This window comes from Desulfoscipio sp. XC116 (assembly GCF_039851975.1).
Taxonomy (GTDB): domain Bacteria; phylum Bacillota; class Desulfotomaculia; order Desulfotomaculales; family Desulfallaceae; genus Sporotomaculum.
Window position 1 is genome coordinate 837,077 of sequence record NZ_CP156660.1, and the last position, 17,870, is coordinate 854,946.

A 17,870-nucleotide genomic window follows, 5' to 3' on the forward strand; every position below is an offset into this window, starting at 1 on the left:
GAGGGCAGCTTCATATGGAATATCAAAATATTAAGCTTATCAAAGAGGGCCACATTGCGATTATGTCTATTAACCGGCCGGAGGCGATGAACGCCTTAAGCACCGGGACCGCCCGGGAAATACTGGCCGCTTTGGAGGAAATGGAACTTGATGATGATGTATTTGCCGCGGTATTCACCGGCGAGGGCGACAAGGCCTTTTGTGTGGGAGCCGATTTAAAGGAAAGAAAGACGATGACCCGGGAGGAAATGAAAAGGCAGCGGGCGCTTTTCGTACGCGCTTTTACCGCGGTGGCCGAGTTTCCCAAACCGCTGGTAGCGGTGGTGAACGGCTTTGCGCTGGGGGGCGGTTGCGAATTTGCCCTGGGCTGTGATTTTATCATAGCCTCCGAAAAGGCTTCCTTTGGTTTGCCCGAAGTCGGCCTGGCTATTATACCAGGCGGGGGCGGCACTCAGCTTATGCCCCGGGTAATCGGGCGCAGCCGGGCCAAGGAGTTGATTTTTACCGGACGGCGCATTAGTGCTCAGGATGCATATAAGCTTGGTCTGGTCAACTATGTTGTGCCGCCCGAGCAACTGATGGAAAAGACTATACAAGTTATGCGGGAAATTGTCAAGAACGGTCCTGTGGCCCTGCGGCAGGCCAAGCGTTCCATCAACCTGGGGGTGGAGCTGGAACTGAATACCGCTCTGGCTTTGGAAGCTGAGTGCTACAACGTTTGCCTGGCTACCGAAGACCGGGACGAAGGTTTGCTGGCCTTTAATGAAAAGCGTAAGCCGGTTTATAAGGGCAGGTAGCTCAAAGGCCGGTTGCCTATGACCGCGCATATTTCCCCGGGCCTTGGCAATCTCTTTAAGATATTCTTAGCTGTATTATCTTAACTAAATGACAAGGAGGTAAGCAATGTTTGAACTGCAATATCCTAAAAAAGTAATAATCGGTGACATAACTGTACGGGATGGTTTTCAGCATGAGGAAATTGTTGTGCCCACCAACGCCAAACTATGGGTTCTGGAGGAGTTAATACTGGCCGGTTTTAAGGAAGTTGAGATAACCAACTTGGGTAATCCCAAAGGCATGCCTCAGTTTGCCGACGCCGATGAGCTTTTCTATAAGCTATATAACTCCAAAAGGGTGAAGGATAAACTGCCGGATGTTGAACTAACCGCCATTACCATCAGGGAAAAGGCCGTGGAGCGGGCTATTGAATTAAAACAAAGGGGATACGGGCCCACTCGTATTTTACAGATGGTTTCCACATCGGCCTCGCACATGGTAAAAAACTCCGGCCTGGATCATCAAAGCTACTGGAAGATGACCGAAGAATCAATTAAAAAAGCTCATGATGCAGGTATAAAAGTGAACGGCACGGTGAGTACCATTTGGGGGTGCCCTATGGAAGGCCCTACTGAGTTAAAGGACGCGGTGGAGTTTACGAAAAGATATTTGGAATTGGGGGCTGATGATATTGAGCACGCCGATCACGACGGGTCCGCCCCGCCCAATAAGGTATACGAGTATTTCTCCATGATTCTGGATGCTATGCCCGATCCCAATTTGCACGTGGCCCACTTTCATGTTACCCGGGGCTGGGGACTGGCCAATGTTTTGGCGGCCCTGCAAGCCGGTATAACCCGCTTTGAATGCACAATGGGCGGTACGGGAGGACAGCCCGCCAATTTTGTAGGCGGCTGTCCTGTTTCGGGTACCGGTTCATACTATTACCAGGACCCCAATATAGTTGGTCTGGTGTCCACTGAAGATATGGTGGTTATGATGGACGAAATGGGTATTGACACGGGAGTGGATGTGGACCGGGTGCTGGAAATAGGTCGCGTGATGGAAAAAATTCTAGGCCGCCGGCTGCGCAGCGAATGTATTAAGACGGGACGAATTCCCAAGAAAGCCACCGGTTTTTAAAGGGAAAGCGATGCATTGGCCCGAGAAGGTTTTAATTCGCGAGGTTGGTCCCCGGGATGGGCTGCAAAATGAAAAAACAAAGGTGTCGACGGAAGATAAAATTGTATTGATTAAACAGCTTGCCGGTGCCGGTATCACTGCTATAGAGGCCACTTCGTTTGTGCATCCCCGGGCCGTGCCTCAGTTAAACGACGCTGAGGCTGTTTTAAGCGGCCTGGGTGATCTTGGCCGGGGAGTAACTGTCAGCGCTCTGGTGGGCAATATCAGGGGAGTCGAAAGGGCGCTTGCTGTGAGCCATACTTGTTTGCGTGAAATAGTAGTGGTTGTTTCCGCCAGCGAGGCGCATAACCGGGCCAACTTAAATTGCTCGATAGCCCATGCGCTGCGGGAGTTGAAGGAAATTGACCGTTCGGCCGGAGGGGTTTTGCAGGTGCGGGGTACGGTAGCCACTGCTTTCGGCTGTTCTTACCAGGGGGACATTAACAGCAGTGATGTTTTTAAAGTCGTCGAGGGCATGCGGACAGCAGGTATTCGGCGGATTGGTCTGGCCGATACTGCGGGGCTGGGTAACCCCCGGCAGGTGTATAACTTGGTGCGGGAGGCAGCGGTACGTTACCCCGGTACCAGCTGGGGGCTGCACCTGCACGATACCCGGGGGTGGGGATTGGCCTGCGCCATAACCGGCATGCTGGCCGGAGTGAGCGCGTTGGAGTCATCGATTGGCGGATTGGGCGGATGTCCATTTTCGCCGGGGGCGGCCGGTAACCTGGCTACCGGTAGTCTGGTGCGGGTGCTGAAAAGTATGGGCATTCACACCGGTGTTGACTCCCGGCGGCTGGATCATTGTGTTCGGTTTGCAGAAAAGTGTCTGGGGCGGTATTTGTTGTTATAGGGCTAAAACGATACAGTGCGGCATTTTCAGCACAATTATTTAGTTGCTTTGTAAAAATTTCTATAGACGTAACGGTTAGGGTTTTGTACAATTAAATTAACCGGTTGTACAATCGGCAAATAAGGGGTAATGCCCCGGATTACTGGAGAGAGGGAGGTCATAAAAATATGTTCATGGTGCAAATCGATCCTGATAAATGTGAAGGTTGCGGCGAATGCGCATCGTCCTGTCCGGCTGAAATCCTGGAAATGGATGGCGATAAAGCTGTTGTTGCCGGCGATCCCAGCGATTGCCTGGGTTGCGAGACCTGTATAAGCGTTTGTCCGAATGGCGCTGTTACTCTTACTGAATCATAATATTAACTTAAATATGGTCGCATAATAAGCCCATATCCAGCTGGATGTGGGCTTATTTTCAGTACATCCAATCTTTTGCGAATTTTGTCCGGACCGTCGTTAAATGAAGCCAGAAAGCGACATTATAAATCGTTGTTGCCCGCAGTAAAAACATTTATCATAAATATTGGAGGTGAACAGCTTGTATTACATCGCGGGGGTAACTAAAGACGGCATGGAAATGTGCTGTGATTTTGGGTTTGACATGATTGAGCGAATAGTACTGGATGATGTCCTTATGGATATTCCCCAAAAGGTAATGGATGAGTTGGATATTGCAAAGAGGTTTTCCTATTTTGGGGATAAACCAGATGTCAATGTTGTTGATTTGGTGGGCCAAAAAGCACAGAGGCTGCAAATAAAATATGGTATTGATGTTTTGCGCGAACATTGCCAGTCGGTAATAGTAGAGAGAAAGCCCTTGCTGGCAATATTGAAAAGAATGTGGATTAAGCTCAGGAACGTGCCGGGCTGGCAGTGTGGATTAAAGATTATGCCCACCGAGCTTTTTAAGCATATAGTGCTTTATCACCCTCAACTGCTGCGCAGTCTGCTGGGCAAAGAAAAATACGGGGTTTGGAACCATGCGGATGATCGTGTGCGTGCTATTGGCGTGCTGAATAAATTTATTGATTTTTTGGAACATAACGACAACTTGCGACAGATTGCGATTTATAATGAATTGACTTGCCCGCATTGGGATGCTTCGGGTGAAATGCGATTTAACAGCAGTGGCCGGCTGGTTGCCTTTAATTATTTCGGCAGGGGTAATGGCCAGTCTTATAAATATTATTCACAGCTGGAAGTGTGGCAAAGAACCTAATCCCGCAGGATTTGCCCTTTTTTTCAAGAAAGATATAGATATATTTAATGCAAAAGAAAAGACGCGGGGGGCATGCGATATGGACAGGCTTTGGGCGCCGTGGCGTGGTGTCTATATTGGTAAAGAACATGATGCAGAGTGTATATTTTGTGAAAAATTAAATGCCGGTGTTGATAAAGATCGGGAAAATTATGTGCTGTATCGTGGCGACAAAGTGTTTGTAATACTGAATATATATCCTTACAACAATGGTCATTTACTGGTGGCACCCAAGCGACACGTAGGTGATATTGAGGCACTGACCGTTGATGAAATGCAGGAATTGTTTACTGTTACACAGCGTATGGTCGGAATGCAGCGCGGCGCTTTTAACCCTGATGGCTTTAACGTCGGGATAAATTTGGGTAAGATAGCGGGGGCCGGTATACCGGGTCATCTACACATACATATTGTGCCCCGCTGGGGTGGTGATACTAACTTTATGCCTGTGCTTGGTGATGTGCGGGTAATCTCGGAGGCTTTGGAGACAACTTATACAAAGCTAAAGCAAGCATTGGAATGTGAATAGTAATGCTTAATGGTTAATATTACAAAAAAACGTTTCTTGACTTGAAACAGTGATTATGATAAGATTGTTCTTGCGTTAAGGAAACGACATAAAAAATAATGTGGTGGGTGTAGCTCAGCTGGTTAGAGTACCAGATTGTGGCTCTGGGGGTCGTGGGTTCAAGTCCCATCATCCACCCCAGTCTTTTGGGGCGTTGCCAAGCGGTAAGGCAACGGGCTTTGGTCCCGTCATTCGTTGGTTCGAATCCAGCCGCCCCAGCCAAAACGGTCGCTTTGTGGCCGTATATGACCTATTAGCTCAGTTGGTAGAGCACCTGACTTTTAATCAGGGTGTCCCGCGTTCGAGTCGCGGATGGGTCACCAAAACCAATAATAGCAAGGAGTTTAGCCTTATTAGCAGGTTAGACTCCTTGTTTTTTGTATTGCCGCCGGATTAAGCAAGTTACGGGGCACAAGACTAGGTTTATTTTTGCGGATTGTTAATAATTAATTAATGTTAAGTTAATTATAACCAAGTTGTATAATAGCAGTCAGGTTTTTTTGTTCCTTTGTCGCTAAATAGTGTCACACATACTCATTGTTATAAAGGGCACTATAAAGATACCACCGGAAAACAAAAAAATAATTGATGAGGAGGTTTATTCTGATGGCACAAGGACAAAACAGGAACAGAAAACTGATACCGCAGGCAGGCAATGCAATGGATCAATTTAAATATGAAACCGCAGCGGAATTAGGTATTCAAAACTACCAGGGTTATCTTGGCGACTTACCCTCAAGGGTTAACGGGGCAGTTGGCGGCAACATGGTCAAAAAAATGATTGCTGCCTACGAGCAAAGCCTGGCTCAGGGACAACAGCCTCCTACTCCGCAGGTAACCAACCAGCAGCCGACTCCTTAAAAAAGACCTTAATAAGACTACCGGCCTTAGCAGGGCCGGTAGTCTTATTTTCTACCGGTGCCGCTTTGCTTTATCAAATTTCAAGACTCCCATTTCTATAAGCGGAAGTTCCTATCTTTACTTCAGGTAGGGTGGAATACCCATCTGAAGTCCTGTTGTTCGGCTTTAGCTGAACGAGTTTACTTTGTGTCTGCCGGATTCTTCAGTTAGGATTTAATTTAAAGAAAAGCCGTTCACTGTCCTGTTGGCTTAAGTCTGATTGACTGCGGTTGCCTGACAGTATTTTCTTCATTAGTCTGAGTTTTATGCATAGCGGAAATATTTTTAGCTCATCGTAAGGAGGAGCGATTGCGAGTGCGGCCTCATTTTAATAAAACGAGGGTAACAATAGATTGTTTTTGTTATCGTTTGCGACAATGCTTTTGGTTTCGAATTGTTCATTAATATAGAGAAGACGTAAAATCTATATGACGAGTGGGAAATATGCGTTCCGTCCGACAACCTGACAGTTATTATGTTGCTGTATAGGCATTTTTGCCTGATATTGGCGTTTAATATGTTAATAGAAAAATAGCTGTTTTAATATGAAGATCCTGCACCTGTTCAGGGTTTTATTTTTTGCAGTTAAATAATAAGAATAATTGAGTTGAAAAAGTTTTAATTAATTTTGTTTTTGTGTTAATATTTTAATGTGTATCTATAGGCAGGAAGTCTATAGATACACATTAAAGGCAATAAATAAAATAGTAGTATATTATTAATACGGGAGGTATTAAATATGGCGTTTGAGGTTTATAAACCAAGATCATCTAAAGAGAATGTGGTTGCCTTTACAAAACATCATATTAGGTTGGGAGTGAAGCTGGCCGCTAAGCTAAAAAGTGATCGTGTGGAAGTGGCGTATGATAGGGAAACCCAACAACTAAGGATTAAAGCGGTGGATGAAGGTGGGCTGCTGCTCAACAAAAATAAAATCGGCGCCCGGGGAATATTTAAGTTTTTTGACCTTGATGGTAAGAGAGGCGGTTTTGAGGCCAGGTTTGATCCGCAGGAAGAAGCTATTTTCGTAAATATGGCTGAATAATAATCATTATTACTCACATTGACATAGCAATTCCGGTAGGTATACAATGTCTCAAACAACCGTTTGGGGAGATGAGATAATGCGTACCGGCATAGCAAATTTACCTTTACACGGGCATCGTTGCCCCCGGTGGCTTTTCAATCGGATGGTGCGTCTTAGCGCGGCTATTGTGGAGGCTGTGGTGGAGGAGTTCGGGGCGCGGGAAGTGCTGCGCCGTATGTCGGATCCCTTTTGGTTTCAGGCTTTTGGTTGTGTAGTGGGCTTTGACTGGCATTCTTCCGGATTAACCACAGTGCTTTGCGGCGCCCTAAAGCAAGGTATGGCCGACCGGCAAAAAGATGCCGGTGTATTCTTTGCCGGGGGGAAGGCAATGACTTCCCGTAAAACACCTCATGAAATTGCCGATTATACCGACCGGTATGCTTTGCCGGACAACGTGGCTGATTTGCAATATGCCAGCCGGATGTGCGCCAAGGTGGATTCGGCAGCGGTGCAGGACGGCTATCAGATCTATCAGCATTTCTTTGTTTTTACAGGTGATGGCAGCTGGGCGGTGGTTCAGCAGGGCATGGATGGTCAAAATGGTTGGGCCAGGCGTTACCATTGGCTGAGCGATAATTTACATAGCTATGTGAAGGAGCCTCACTCTGCTGTTTGTGGTCAAAGGGGGCTGAATGTGCTAAATATGGTTTCGCAAGCCAGCGGGCAAGCTCGTAATGTATCGGTTTTTCAGACCCGTGAACAGCCGGAAAAAATTATCACTGCGCTTAAAAAAATTGCTGCCCTGCCGCAGGAACAAATTGCCAGGTTGCATTTGCCTGCCGCTCACCCGGTGCCTCAGGCGGGCCGGATTGAAAAGGCTTTACGTCGTCTTTATGAGCTGGCACCGGAAAATTATGAGCAACTGCTGGCTGTCGAGGGGGTTGGACCGGCCGCCGTGCGGGCTTTTGCCTTGGTGGGTGAAGTGGTGTACGGGGTGCGGGCCAGTTTTCAGGACCCGGTGCGCTACTCCTTTGCTCACGGGGGTAAAGATGGTCACCCCTACCCGGTGGATAGAAAGAATTATGACCGTTCTATAGATATGCTGGAAACGGCACTGCGGCGGGTGCGGGTTGGACAGAGGGACAAACTGGATGCGCTTAGCCGCCTTGCTGCTTTGCAAAAGGGTTTTAGCCATTGAAGCAAGTTCTAAAATTCAGGGGGGAGAGTCAGCTCCCTCTGAATTTTGAACTGCAAAACGTATGATTTGGTTGGCGTTGCACTCCCACTTCTGTAAAATGGGGATGCAACGCCAAGTTAGTTATTTAAACTGGAGGTCGCTTAATGAATAATCGTGAGATTTTAAAAGAATTATTGGATGCCCGGGCTTTTGAACGCCGGACCGTAGTGCTTTCTTCCGGTAAAACCAGCCATTATTATTTTGATGGCCGGAAGGTTTCCCTGAATCCCCAGGGGGCTTATTTAATTGCCCAAATTATCTGCGATATGCTTATGAATGAAAATGTAGACGCGGTAGGTGGGCTAACCATGGGAGCCGACCCCATTGTCGGAGCTTTGGGACCGGTGGCCTATCAGCGAGGCCTTAATCTGTCTTTATTTATTGTTCGTAAAGAAGCAAAAAAACACGGTACCAGGCAGCAAATAGAGGGACCTCCTCTTTTGCCGGGACAGCGCGTGGTTATTGTGGACGATGTCATTACCACCGGGGGATCGGTGATTAAAGCGGTGCAAGCCGTGCGGGAGATTGGCTGCGAAGTGGTCAAGGCTATTGCTTTAGTGGACAGGCTGGAGGGCGGCACTAAAAACCTGGAAGAAATGGGCGTACGTGTGGAGTCAATGTTTACCGCGGCTGATTTTGGCCTTTAGTTCGATAATAATTAACCCGGCAGTACGTTTTTATCTTTCGACCAATAACTTATTAATTGGCTAAATAGGGCTGTGATTATGTTATAAAACGAGATATTTTGGCAGAATGACCATTTAGTTGTTTGACTATCTAAAATCAAAGGCATAAAATAACATGGTAAGCCTTATTAAGGGAGGCGCATAAAAATTTTGTCACCGAATTCCCGTTGTGGGAAACGGGGGAACCACTTTGGGGGTGAAATGCAAATTTGCATGGGGCTAACACTTCGGTCCCAACCCGTCAGCTAACCTCGTAGGTGTGGAAAGTGAGGCATCATGTCCAAGGCAAAAGTATTTATTACTTCACTTGCGCTGGGTGTATCCTTGTTCATGTTACCGGGACAATCTTTCGCCGATACTTATTACACGGTTAACAAAGGAGATTCTCTCTGGACAATTTCTCGTATGTACGACACTACGGTAGAAAAAATTGTGTCACTGAATGGTCTGGGATCTATTACTATTTACCCCGGTCAAAAATTGTTGGTTACGTCCGCGGGCAATAATTCACAGGCTCAAAAAACTAACCAAGTCAATCCAATAAGTCAGGTATCGCGAAGCAGTGACCGCATTGGGGAAATTCTTGATTACGCGCGTTCGTTTCAAGGAGTGCCTTATGCTGCGGCAGGTGGATCACCCAGTGGTTTTGATTGTTCGGGCTTCACAAAATTTGTGTATGCTCGATTTGGCTTAAGTTTACCCCGTACCGCCGGTGAGCAGTATGCTATGGGACAAGCTGTATCGTCAAGTGAAGCTAAACCCGGTGATTTAGTGGCTTTTAAAACCGGCAGTTACATATCTCACATTGGCATTTATATGGGCAGTGGAAAGTTCATCAGTGCCACTTCCAGTCAGGGGGTTGATATCACTTCGGTTTACGGTTCCTACTGGAAAGATCATTTCTTGGGCTTTTCCAGGATCATACCCTAAAAATCAACAGACCAATAATAAAGCCCGCCTGCAGGCGGGCTTTATTATTGGTCTGTCTACGCTTTGTTGTCTAACAATTGTTGTCTGACTACCTTGCCTGATGCAGTGCGGGGAATGTCTCTAAAAACGAAGTCGATGTGTAATTCACTCGTCCAATCGCTGTTAAGTAACTCCCTGATACTTTCGGGTGTGGGCGGAGGGGGGCCTCCCGGTTCGACAAATGCTTTAATTTGGGTTCCGGATGATGTGTTAAATGATATAACCACTGCGTCGGCTACGTGGGGGTGTCTATTTATAGCCCGTTCCAATTTTCGCAGGTGCATAACCAGGTCGTTGGGGGAGAGTGTGTTAAGCATGAAAGTCACTCCTTGCAACTTAACAGAATATTTATAATATTAATACTATTAAATAACCTATAAAGCAATATCTTTTTGCTAAACGGTCATTATTTGAAGCGAATTGACAACGGTAAATGTTTTTTGGATAGAGATAGTTCGTTAATTGGTTATTGAATTATCTATGTTGCTATGATATCTTGTTCACACAAGGGATGGTTTGTGAATATAAAGACAGGGGTAAAGTAACCGGTTGTGCCAGTGAATATCAAGCCTTTACGGCAGGAATTTTTTCTTTGAAGGGAATGGGTAAACGATGACAGAGAGAAATGCTGTATTCAATAATTTCGGTCAGGATACTGGCCTGGTAAAGGTTCATATATCTGGTGCGGGGGCTTTGGAAGTGCCCCGTGGTACTTCGCTGCTGGAGCTGCTTAAATATGATGGAGCCTGCCGCAGATCTCCTGTGGTTGCCGCATTGGTAAATAACGTGTTGATAGGAGTGCGCTCGGATATTCAGCAGGACAGCACTATTGAGTTTGTGGATTTGGAATCGGACGACGGTATGCGTGTATACACACGCAGTCTGGTCATGCTGCTGGTGCGGGCTGCCAGTGAAGTTTTGCCGGGGTGCAAGGTTAGGATGGAGCATACCTTGGGTAATGGCGTATATGGTGAAATTGACTACCGGCGCCGCTTGCACAAAACAGATGTGGAACAAATTGAGGCACGTATGCGGTCAATTGTGCAGGCGGGCGAACCCGTAATTATAAAACGGATATCTAAAGAAGATGTGGAAGCGTTCTTTAAAATATCCGACCAGGCGGAAAAGTTGGATTTGTTGCGTTATCGTAAATCATCTGCCGTTTGGGTGCATACTTGCGGCTGGTTTAATGATTTTACTTACGGAAACATGGTCCCCGATACGGGCTGTCTTAATGTTTTTCGCTTGCGGTATTACATGCCCGGTTTTATTTTGGAATTGCCCCGTAAGGAAGACCCGCAGGTAATACCGGAGTATGTGGAACAGGGGAAATTGGCTAATATTTATTATGAGTCGGAAAAATGGAGCCGTATTTTAGAAGCGCATAATTTGGTGGAGCTTAATGGACTTCTGGAAAAAGGCGGGGGCGGTAACTTAATTCGGGTGGCCGAGGCTTTCCATGAGAAAAAGATCGGAGAAATAGCCGACCAAATCGCTAAAAATTCGGATTTAATTCGCATTGTTTTGATCGCCGGTCCATCCTCCTCCGGTAAGACCACCTTTGCCCAGCGTCTGGGAGTGCAGCTGCGTATTCACGGTATCAGGCCGGTGCCCATTTCTCTGGACGACTATTTTGTAGACCGGGAACTGACTCCCCGGGATGACAAAGGAGAATATGACTTTGAATGCCTTGATGCTATCGACAGGGAATTGTTTAATGAGCATTTAATTAGTCTGATCCAGGGTGAAGAAGTGCAAATGCCTACCTATGATTTTTTGTCCGGCAAGCGTAGTGACCAGGTTAAAACTTTAAAACTGGGCAGCCGCGACTTGCTTATTGTGGAAGGTATTCACGGATTGAATGATCGGTTGACTGCTTCCATTCCCAAAGGTCGGAAGTTTAAAATATATGTCAGTGCTTTGACTCAAATCAATCTGGATAACCATAATTGGATTCCCACTACTTACTTGCGGATATTGCGCAGAACGGTGCGGGATTATCATTGCCGCGGCTATTCCGCCACGGAAACTATTCGCCGCTGGCCATCGGTGAGGCTTGGTGAAGAACGGCATATTTTCCCCTTTCAAGAGGGTGCGGATGTGATGTTTAACTCGGCACTGATATATGAATTGGCGGTGCTCAAGAACTATGTAGAACCGATATTGAACATGGTGGGGCGTGATAGCCGTGAATATGCGATGGTGCGACGATTAAAACGCTTTTTAGGCTATTTTGCGACCTTATCGGCGGAAGAGGTGCCTTCAAATTCTATTATCAGGGAATTTATAGGAGAAAGCTGTTTTAGCGGTCATTAATTAAACAATAATTAGGTGTAGATTTGCCGCTATTACGCTGCAAGCGGATAGTTGATGCTTTTATATTTTTTTCCAGTAGAGGGGCAGGAAATACAGTCTGCCAAGTAGTAAGTAATATTACAAATATAATTCGGGGGGAGGAATTATAATGTACGCCGATATAGATGGAATATTAACCGAAGACCTGGAAAAAACAGGTAAATTAAACTTTCAATTAAACGACGCACATGTATTTGATGAACAGGTTAAAGATGTAACTATATTTTACAAGCTGGTGGGCGAGTCACGTTTTAAATGCTTTCGCAGCAATTTATTCGAGCTGGTTTTTGTGCATTTGACCGAAGATTGGATGCGCCAGGCCAGGGTGGATTTAAAAAGTATTAATTGTGCAGCTGGTGTTGATGTGCTTTTAGCCTGGGATGAAAACGCGGATACTCTTTCAGTAAAAGGTGCGCAAGACAGGGATTATATTGTAGTCACAGCCATGCAGATTGATAATTGAATGGTATCTTTATCTTCCTGATTGTTTTTGGCTCAGGGGCGTTAATTATTACTTCCACTACCAAGTAATTGTAAGATTTTTTTATGGCGGTAGCCAGGCCGAATGTGCGCAGTCCGTATTTATCCAAAGTTTGTACTAAGTTGCCGTATATAGAGGCTTCGAGCATTAAACGATCGTTTAGCTCGGTATAGCTGACGCCTGCCAATGCCTGCCGGACATAATCGCTGAATTCATCTAAAGCGGGTGTAAGGGGCGAAGTATCATATTTGGTGTAATCTTCCACTATATCGATCATCTAACCATCTCCCAGAATTATTTGTAATATATTACCATATTTAAAAATAAATATCCAGTGCAAAATAACATAGAAATCAAACCCCTATTGATTATTTAATCAGTGGGGGTTTTTATGTAATCCGGCGACGGATGGGATGTGCATGGGCACGATACAATCATAAAGACTGTTGTGTTATTATAAAGGGTATGCAAGGTGCTAACCGGGGATGATATATTTAAAGAAGGATAACGGCAGGAAACGAAAGGCAAACTAGTAAAAAGGTGAGCTATGTATTACGTTTATATGGTAGCTTGTGCTGATGGAACCTATTATACCGGATATACTACGGACCTGGCCAAGCGAGTGCGGAAACATAACCTGGGTCAGGCCAGTAAATATACCAGATCCCGTTTGCCGGTAAAATTAGTGTACTATGAGGTGCAGACAGACAAAAGAAGTGCATTGCAAAGGGAAATAGCCATAAAAAAACTATCCAGGCACGAAAAAGAAGCACTGGTTGATGATATGCTATGTTGAAGGTATTAATCTTTAGGCTAAGGGAAAGTAAACGTTTAAGGAAGAAAGGTGAATGCTGTGTTAATCATCAGTGCCTGTCTGGTTGGGGAAAAGTGTCGCTACTTGGGTGATGGATTTGATTACCCCGCATTGCGCAAGCTGGTGGAAACGGGTAAAGCCGTGCCTGTTTGTCCCGAGGTATTGGGTGGTCTGCCTGTGCCCAGAGATCCCAATGAAATAGTGGGCGGCAATGGCTTTGATGTGCTTGATGGCAGGGCCAAAGTGATAACCAACCGGGGTGTTGATAAAACAGCTGCTTTTATGCGGGGGGCGGTCGAGGTGCTGGATGCGGCTCGGAAGAACGGTGCCCGCATGGCTATATTAAAGGAGCGCAGTCCATCCTGCGGGAGTACGATGATTTACGACGGCACATTTACAGGCCGGAAGATCTGCGGTTATGGCTGTACCGCTGCTTTGTTAACCAGGGAAGGTATTCAAGTGTACTCGGAGGAAAATTATAAAAAATGCAAGGAAATTGAGAATATATGTTCTGACTGAGGAGATTCTCTTGACGTTGCGCGGCCTGTGGCGTATAATATTTACAAACAACTGTTCTCTTTCTATGTAGGGCCGGGGGTGTGATTATGCGAATTGGTTCAGGCGCGCAGCGAACATGTGGTCAAACAATGGCCGTAGCCGGGCTTAAAACCGGTTTGGTAATGGATCTTAACAATGAGGTAATGACAAATAGTAAAACGGGTCCGGCTATAAATAATAGGACGGGCAGCAAATTAAAATCTAAAATTAGCTTTATAGATGCAGTAATGGACTGTCTGGAAAAGGAGGAAACACTGCTCGAACAACTGATTGGTTACGGTATTTGCGCTCTAACCGTACTGTACTTGTTAGGCAGCCTGGCTCGAGTGGTCTTTTGATTTTTATTCTAACCAGCCATAGAGAGGAAGAGTTATATATGTGTGGTATTAATGACAAATTAGCTATAGAGGAAATACGGGACAAACAGATGATTGATGAACGGCAGATTACTGAAAAGCCTTGGTTAGCCACGCAATGGGCCGGGCGGGCGGAGTCCCCCGGGCTTCTAGATGAAAGGGCCGATCTTTTGCTATCTCTGGCACGGCTGCCCTTAAAAAAACAGGCGGTGGCTATAAGCAGGTGTGCCGACCGGGATAAACTGGTGGAACATTTATTAGTCCGGGAGGAATTTGGTGCTGCTCTTAACTTATTACACGGCGACCTATCCAGGTGGTTACCGGATGTTAGTGAATTTAGTGATTTAAAGTGGCTGCTGGCTGTGCTGCTGCAGGTGAAAACACAATCGGCAGGTAAAAAGGCCCGAGTGGTTTGGCAAACTTCATCCGGTGTCCAGATACGGGAAAGTGCCGCTATGCTGGAGGCGTTTATGGAGGATGCGCTCGCTGCCGCCGCTGCCGCCTGGGTGCGCTGTTTATGCGGACCCGGTGGTGATCACCAGGTGTTGGAGATGCCTCTGGTCATGGCTGACCCGGAACTGGGAGAGGCGATTATAAGTGAACTGGCTCGGGACCCGCGGGCTTTGGCCCTGTTGGTGGAAGAAGTAAGACTGCGGCCGGCGGGTGTCGGTCTGTCCCGGCAGCGGTTACCGGTGTTGCTGCAAAAGGGTGCTCAGGCGGCCCGGTATTGTTATGATACTATTACTGCCGGATTAAGTGATATGGGTGCGTAATGATCAATATATAATTATTATTGGAATAATTGGCTGAACCTGGGAAGGGGAGCGTCGCTCACTACTTTAAGAAAGTAGTTTTGCGACACTCCCTTTATTTTTACTTTTAGGAGGGGTGGAATCCCCATTTGAAGCCTCGATGTTCGGCTTTAGCTGAGCAAGTTCATTTTGTCGGCTAGGCGATAATAATTATGTCGGCCGGCTGATAATAATTTTACATATTCTCAAAATTTTATTGTTATGCCTTATGATAAATGGTATTATATATATAAAAATGCAGCAATGGTTTAATTTGTATTGCGGCAGAGGAGTTTGTTTAAGGAAGCGAGGGGTAGAAAAAAAGATGCTTCCCATAAAAATGGCGGCCTGTGAACCCTTGTATAAGACAGAAGACATTTTCAATATCGTGGAGGTTAAAAGGATAACTACCAGGTTCCTGGAACAAGCGGTTTTAGTGTTATACGATGAAAAGTCCGATATGCAAGTGTTATGTGGGCCATGCTGCAGTAAGACGTGTGCCATAGCGCCTTCGATCTGTAATATTATACGCATGATAAGTGATAACAAAGTATTATTTAAGGAAGCTTTAGTGGTGCATAATCATCCCAAATTGCCCTGGCATGGTGAGGTTATCCCATCGGAAGACGATATTGCTTCCACGGAGTTATTAAAATGGCAACTGGCGTTACTGGGTATTAAATTGCGGGATCATGTCATTATTACCGGCCATAAAAAACGTACTTTGGCGGAAATGGGTCTTTGTGTGGACAGGTGTTTGCATGTCAATGGTGTGGAAATTAAGCGATTTTTGTATTGTTTTTTAATGCAAATAAGTGCGGTGCTGGAACATGATGAAGCGCTGGACGAATTAAATGATTTATTGGCTCAAAATTTGGCGTTTCTAAGCTGGTATTATGATAAACACTGTTTAGCCCGGGTTTTTGCATTTAAACCCGTGGATGTTAATTTTGTGGCCTGGTTAACCAAATTACGCACCAAGGATAATTTACTGAGCTATTTGGTTGAAGCTTTGGCTAGCTTGCAGGATGGCAAAAAAATAAAGTTGCACCCGGAAAACATTATCCCGCATGGTAAGGAATTTCAAAAGCGCATAATATCAGGTAAATATAAAATCAGCTGTTCGTCAGTTGGTTAGAATGTGACTTCCCCTGATGGTATTGCGTTAACGGCATGGGCGGCTGCTATCCACTAGTAGATGATTGATAATTAATAAAGCAACCGGGCCGCCCGGATAAGCCAACAGCCCGGTCATTGAACGGAAATTATTTAGTCCGATTGTTTACGCATGCGCAGTGATTTGGGGGTCACCTCCAGCAGTTCGTCATCGGCGATAAACTCCATGCACTGTTCCAGACTCATTGGCCGGGGAGGGGTAAGCTTGGCCGAAACTTCGGAGGTGGAACTGCGCATGTTGGATAATTGCTTCTTCTTGCAAACGTTAATGACCAGGTCTCCCGGCCGGGCGTGTTCGCCTACCAGCATACCCCGGTATATCGGTACCCCGGGCCCGACAAACAGTTCGCCCCGTTCTTGAGCATTTTCCAGTCCGTATGTGGTGGAATCACCGTTCTCGAAGGCTATCAGCGAACCTCTGGAGCGGGTATGGATATCTCCCTGATAAGGCGCGTAATGATGGAAAGCGTGGTGCATAATGCCGAGCCCTTTGGTATCGGTCATAAATTCGGAGCGGTAGCCGAACAGGCCCCGGGTGGGTATGTGGAAGATCAGACGCATTAGGCTGTCGTTTTTATGTTGCATGTTAATGAGCTCGCTTTTACGGGGCCCCAGGCGTTCCATGACGATGCCTACATATTCTTCCGGTATTTCCAGAGTTAATTCCTCCACCGGCTCACTTCTGACTCCGTCAATAACCCGTTCCACCACCTGCGGGCGGGATATTTCAAATTCATAACCCTCCCGGCGCAAGTTTTCTATCAGGATGGACAAGTGCAATTCGCCGCGTCCCGATACCAAAAATGTATCCGGTGTTTCGGAGTTGGCCACGCGCAAGCTGACATCCGATTCCAGTTCCCGAAACAGCCTTTCACTCAATTTGCGGGAGGTAACGTAAGTGCCCTCCTGCCCGGCAAAGGGGCTTTTGTTAACGTGAAAAGCCACGGCCATAGTGGGTTCGTCAATACTGACAAAACTCAATGGCAGCGGGTTTTCCGGGTCGGCAACGGTGTTGCCCACGTTAATATCCAAAAGGCCGGTTACTACTACTATATCTCCTGTAGTGGCTTCCTCCACGGACATTTTTTTAAGCCCGCTGAAAACGAACAGGCCGGTTACTCGCTGGCGCTGCATTTCGTTGCCGGCTTTCAGCACGGCCACTTCCTGCTTGACCCTGATTATGCCGTTATGGATACGCCCTATGGCCTGTCGGCCCAGGTAAGTATCGTAATCAATCAAGGTAACACCCAACTGCAGGGGGGCCTGTGGCTCTCCGCCGGGTGCGGGTATTCTTTGCACAATCATGTCAAATAGCGGTTTTAAGTCCGACCCCGGTGTGCCGGGGTCTAAAGTGGCCGTGCCGGTGCGGGCATTGGTATAAATGACCGGGAAATCCAGCTGCGCATCGCTGGCCTCCAGCTCAATAAATAAATCCAGCACTTCATCAATTACTTCTTTAGGCCGTGCGTGCAGACGGTCGATCTTATTAATTACTACAATAGGCGCCAGTCCGGCTTCCAGCGCTTTGCGCAATACAAAGCGAGTCTGGGGCATGGGACCCTCGAATGCGTCCACCAATAGCAGTACTCCATCCACCATTTGGACAATGCGTTCCACTTCACCGCCAAAGTCGGCATGGCCTGGAGTGTCTACTATGTTTAGCTTGTGCTGGCCGTATTGCACCGCTGTATTTTTGGCCATGATGGTGATGCCCCGCTCTCGTTCCAAATCATTGCGGTCCATGACGCGCTCTTCAATAACTTGCTTGGCATGGAATACGCCGCTTTGTTTGAGCATGCCGTCCACCAGAGTGGTTTTGCCGTGGTCAACGTGGGCTATAATGGCTAGATTGCGAATCATGTTTTTATCCATGTTATATTCCT

At 46.5% G+C, this 17,870-nt stretch carries 21 protein-coding genes, 3 tRNA genes and 1 riboswitch; of the genes, 21 read left to right on the plus strand and 3 right to left on the minus strand.

Annotated features, from left to right (window positions below; all coding sequences use genetic code 11):
- Window positions 1-14 precede the first annotated feature (14 nt).
- From ABDB91_RS03820 to ABDB91_RS03885, 14 genes are all read left to right on the plus strand, one after another.
- Window positions 15-797 carry an enoyl-CoA hydratase-related protein gene (locus tag ABDB91_RS03820; protein ID WP_347490316.1) on the plus strand — a complete coding sequence of 261 codons (783 nt, stop codon included), beginning with the start codon at window positions 15-17 and terminating at the stop codon, window positions 795-797.
- 106 nt (window positions 798-903) lie between these two features.
- A complete protein-coding gene (locus tag ABDB91_RS03825) occupies window positions 904-1,920 on the plus strand; it encodes a pyruvate carboxyltransferase (protein ID WP_347490317.1) in 1,017 nt (338 codons plus the stop codon).
- Between the two features lie 10 nt (window positions 1,921-1,930).
- Window positions 1,931-2,812 carry a hydroxymethylglutaryl-CoA lyase gene (locus tag ABDB91_RS03830; RefSeq protein ID WP_347490318.1) on the plus strand — a complete coding sequence of 294 codons (882 nt, stop codon included), beginning with the start codon at window positions 1,931-1,933 and terminating at the stop codon, window positions 2,810-2,812.
- Window positions 2,813-2,931: 119 nt separating this feature from the next.
- Entirely contained in the window at window positions 2,932-3,168 is a 237-nt protein-coding gene (locus tag ABDB91_RS03835) for a 4Fe-4S dicluster domain-containing protein (RefSeq protein ID WP_347491518.1), read from the plus strand.
- 181 nt (window positions 3,169-3,349) lie between these two features.
- Window positions 3,350-4,030 carry a hypothetical protein gene (locus ABDB91_RS03840; protein WP_347490319.1) on the plus strand — a complete coding sequence of 227 codons (681 nt, stop codon included), beginning with the start codon at window positions 3,350-3,352 and terminating at the stop codon, window positions 4,028-4,030.
- 79 nt (window positions 4,031-4,109) lie between these two features.
- Window positions 4,110-4,598, plus strand: a complete 489-nt coding sequence (locus ABDB91_RS03845) for an HIT domain-containing protein (RefSeq protein WP_347490320.1) — start codon at window positions 4,110-4,112, stop codon at window positions 4,596-4,598.
- Window positions 4,599-4,701: 103 nt separating this feature from the next.
- Window positions 4,702-4,778 (plus strand) — tRNA-His (locus ABDB91_RS03850).
- Between the two features lie 6 nt (window positions 4,779-4,784).
- Window positions 4,785-4,859: transfer RNA gene (locus ABDB91_RS03855), tRNA-Gln, on the plus strand.
- Window positions 4,860-4,884: 25 nt separating this feature from the next.
- Window positions 4,885-4,960 (plus strand) — tRNA-Lys (locus ABDB91_RS03860).
- Window positions 4,961-5,243: 283 nt separating this feature from the next.
- Complete coding sequence (locus ABDB91_RS03865; RefSeq protein WP_347490321.1) at window positions 5,244-5,498, plus strand: alpha/beta-type small acid-soluble spore protein; 255 nt, start codon at window positions 5,244-5,246, stop codon at window positions 5,496-5,498.
- 778 nt (window positions 5,499-6,276) lie between these two features.
- A complete protein-coding gene (locus tag ABDB91_RS03870) occupies window positions 6,277-6,582 on the plus strand; it encodes a hypothetical protein (RefSeq protein WP_347490322.1) in 306 nt (101 codons plus the stop codon).
- Between the two features lie 46 nt (window positions 6,583-6,628).
- Entirely contained in the window at window positions 6,629-7,762 is a 1,134-nt protein-coding gene (locus tag ABDB91_RS03875) for a DUF763 domain-containing protein (protein WP_347490323.1), read from the plus strand.
- 143 nt (window positions 7,763-7,905) lie between these two features.
- Window positions 7,906-8,448: an orotate phosphoribosyltransferase gene (pyrE, locus tag ABDB91_RS03880; RefSeq protein ID WP_347490324.1), complete on the plus strand. Its 543-nt coding sequence runs from the start codon at window positions 7,906-7,908 to the stop codon at window positions 8,446-8,448.
- Window positions 8,449-8,631: 183 nt separating this feature from the next.
- Window positions 8,632-8,763: riboswitch (cyclic di-AMP (ydaO/yuaA leader) on the plus strand.
- Window positions 8,764-9,417 (plus strand): NlpC/P60 family protein, encoded by a 654-nt coding sequence (locus ABDB91_RS03885; protein ID WP_347490325.1) that lies wholly within the window; start codon window positions 8,764-8,766, stop codon window positions 9,415-9,417.
- A 56-nt stretch (window positions 9,418-9,473) separates the two neighbouring features.
- Here ABDB91_RS03885 and ABDB91_RS03890 read toward each other — a convergent pair whose 3' ends face one another.
- On the minus strand, window positions 9,474-9,773 hold the full coding sequence (locus ABDB91_RS03890) for a hypothetical protein (protein WP_347490326.1): 300 nt from the start codon (window positions 9,771-9,773) through the stop codon (window positions 9,474-9,476).
- Between the two features lie 295 nt (window positions 9,774-10,068).
- Between ABDB91_RS03890 and ABDB91_RS03895 the strand changes: the two genes are divergently transcribed.
- Window positions 10,069-11,772, plus strand: coding sequence for a nucleoside kinase (locus ABDB91_RS03895; protein WP_347490327.1), 1,704 nt, complete (start codon window positions 10,069-10,071; stop codon window positions 11,770-11,772).
- 148 nt (window positions 11,773-11,920) lie between these two features.
- Window positions 11,921-12,274 (plus strand): hypothetical protein, encoded by a 354-nt coding sequence (locus ABDB91_RS03900; RefSeq protein WP_347490328.1) that lies wholly within the window; start codon window positions 11,921-11,923, stop codon window positions 12,272-12,274.
- On the opposite strand, the gene ABDB91_RS03905 is transcribed toward ABDB91_RS03900, so the two are convergent.
- On the minus strand, window positions 12,249-12,569 hold the full coding sequence (locus tag ABDB91_RS03905) for a hypothetical protein (RefSeq protein WP_347490329.1): 321 nt from the start codon (window positions 12,567-12,569) through the stop codon (window positions 12,249-12,251). The two genes, ABDB91_RS03900 and ABDB91_RS03905, sit on opposite strands and share 26 nt — an antisense overlap.
- A gap of 270 nt (window positions 12,570-12,839) precedes the next feature.
- On the opposite strand from ABDB91_RS03905, the gene ABDB91_RS03910 reads away from it, so the two are divergent.
- The 5 genes from ABDB91_RS03910 to ABDB91_RS03930 all read left to right on the plus strand — a co-directional run bounded on the left by ABDB91_RS03910 (window position 12,840) and on the right by ABDB91_RS03930 (window position 15,949).
- Window positions 12,840-13,088 (plus strand): GIY-YIG nuclease family protein, encoded by a 249-nt coding sequence (locus ABDB91_RS03910; protein ID WP_347490330.1) that lies wholly within the window; start codon window positions 12,840-12,842, stop codon window positions 13,086-13,088.
- Between the two features lie 57 nt (window positions 13,089-13,145).
- Window positions 13,146-13,625, plus strand: a complete 480-nt coding sequence (locus ABDB91_RS03915) for a DUF523 domain-containing protein (protein ID WP_347490331.1) — start codon at window positions 13,146-13,148, stop codon at window positions 13,623-13,625.
- An 86-nt stretch (window positions 13,626-13,711) separates the two neighbouring features.
- Entirely contained in the window at window positions 13,712-14,002 is a 291-nt protein-coding gene (locus tag ABDB91_RS03920; RefSeq protein ID WP_347490332.1) for a hypothetical protein, read from the plus strand.
- Window positions 14,003-14,040: 38 nt separating this feature from the next.
- Complete coding sequence (locus tag ABDB91_RS03925; RefSeq protein ID WP_347490333.1) at window positions 14,041-14,793, plus strand: hypothetical protein; 753 nt, start codon at window positions 14,041-14,043, stop codon at window positions 14,791-14,793.
- Window positions 14,794-15,136: 343 nt separating this feature from the next.
- Window positions 15,137-15,949, plus strand: coding sequence for a JAB domain-containing protein (locus tag ABDB91_RS03930; RefSeq protein ID WP_347490334.1), 813 nt, complete (start codon window positions 15,137-15,139; stop codon window positions 15,947-15,949).
- A 131-nt stretch (window positions 15,950-16,080) separates the two neighbouring features.
- Here the strand turns inward: ABDB91_RS03930 and typA are convergent, their stop codons facing one another.
- Complete coding sequence (gene typA / locus ABDB91_RS03935) at window positions 16,081-17,859, minus strand: translational GTPase TypA (protein WP_347490335.1); 1,779 nt, start codon at window positions 17,857-17,859, stop codon at window positions 16,081-16,083.
- Window positions 17,860-17,870 lie beyond the last annotated feature (11 nt).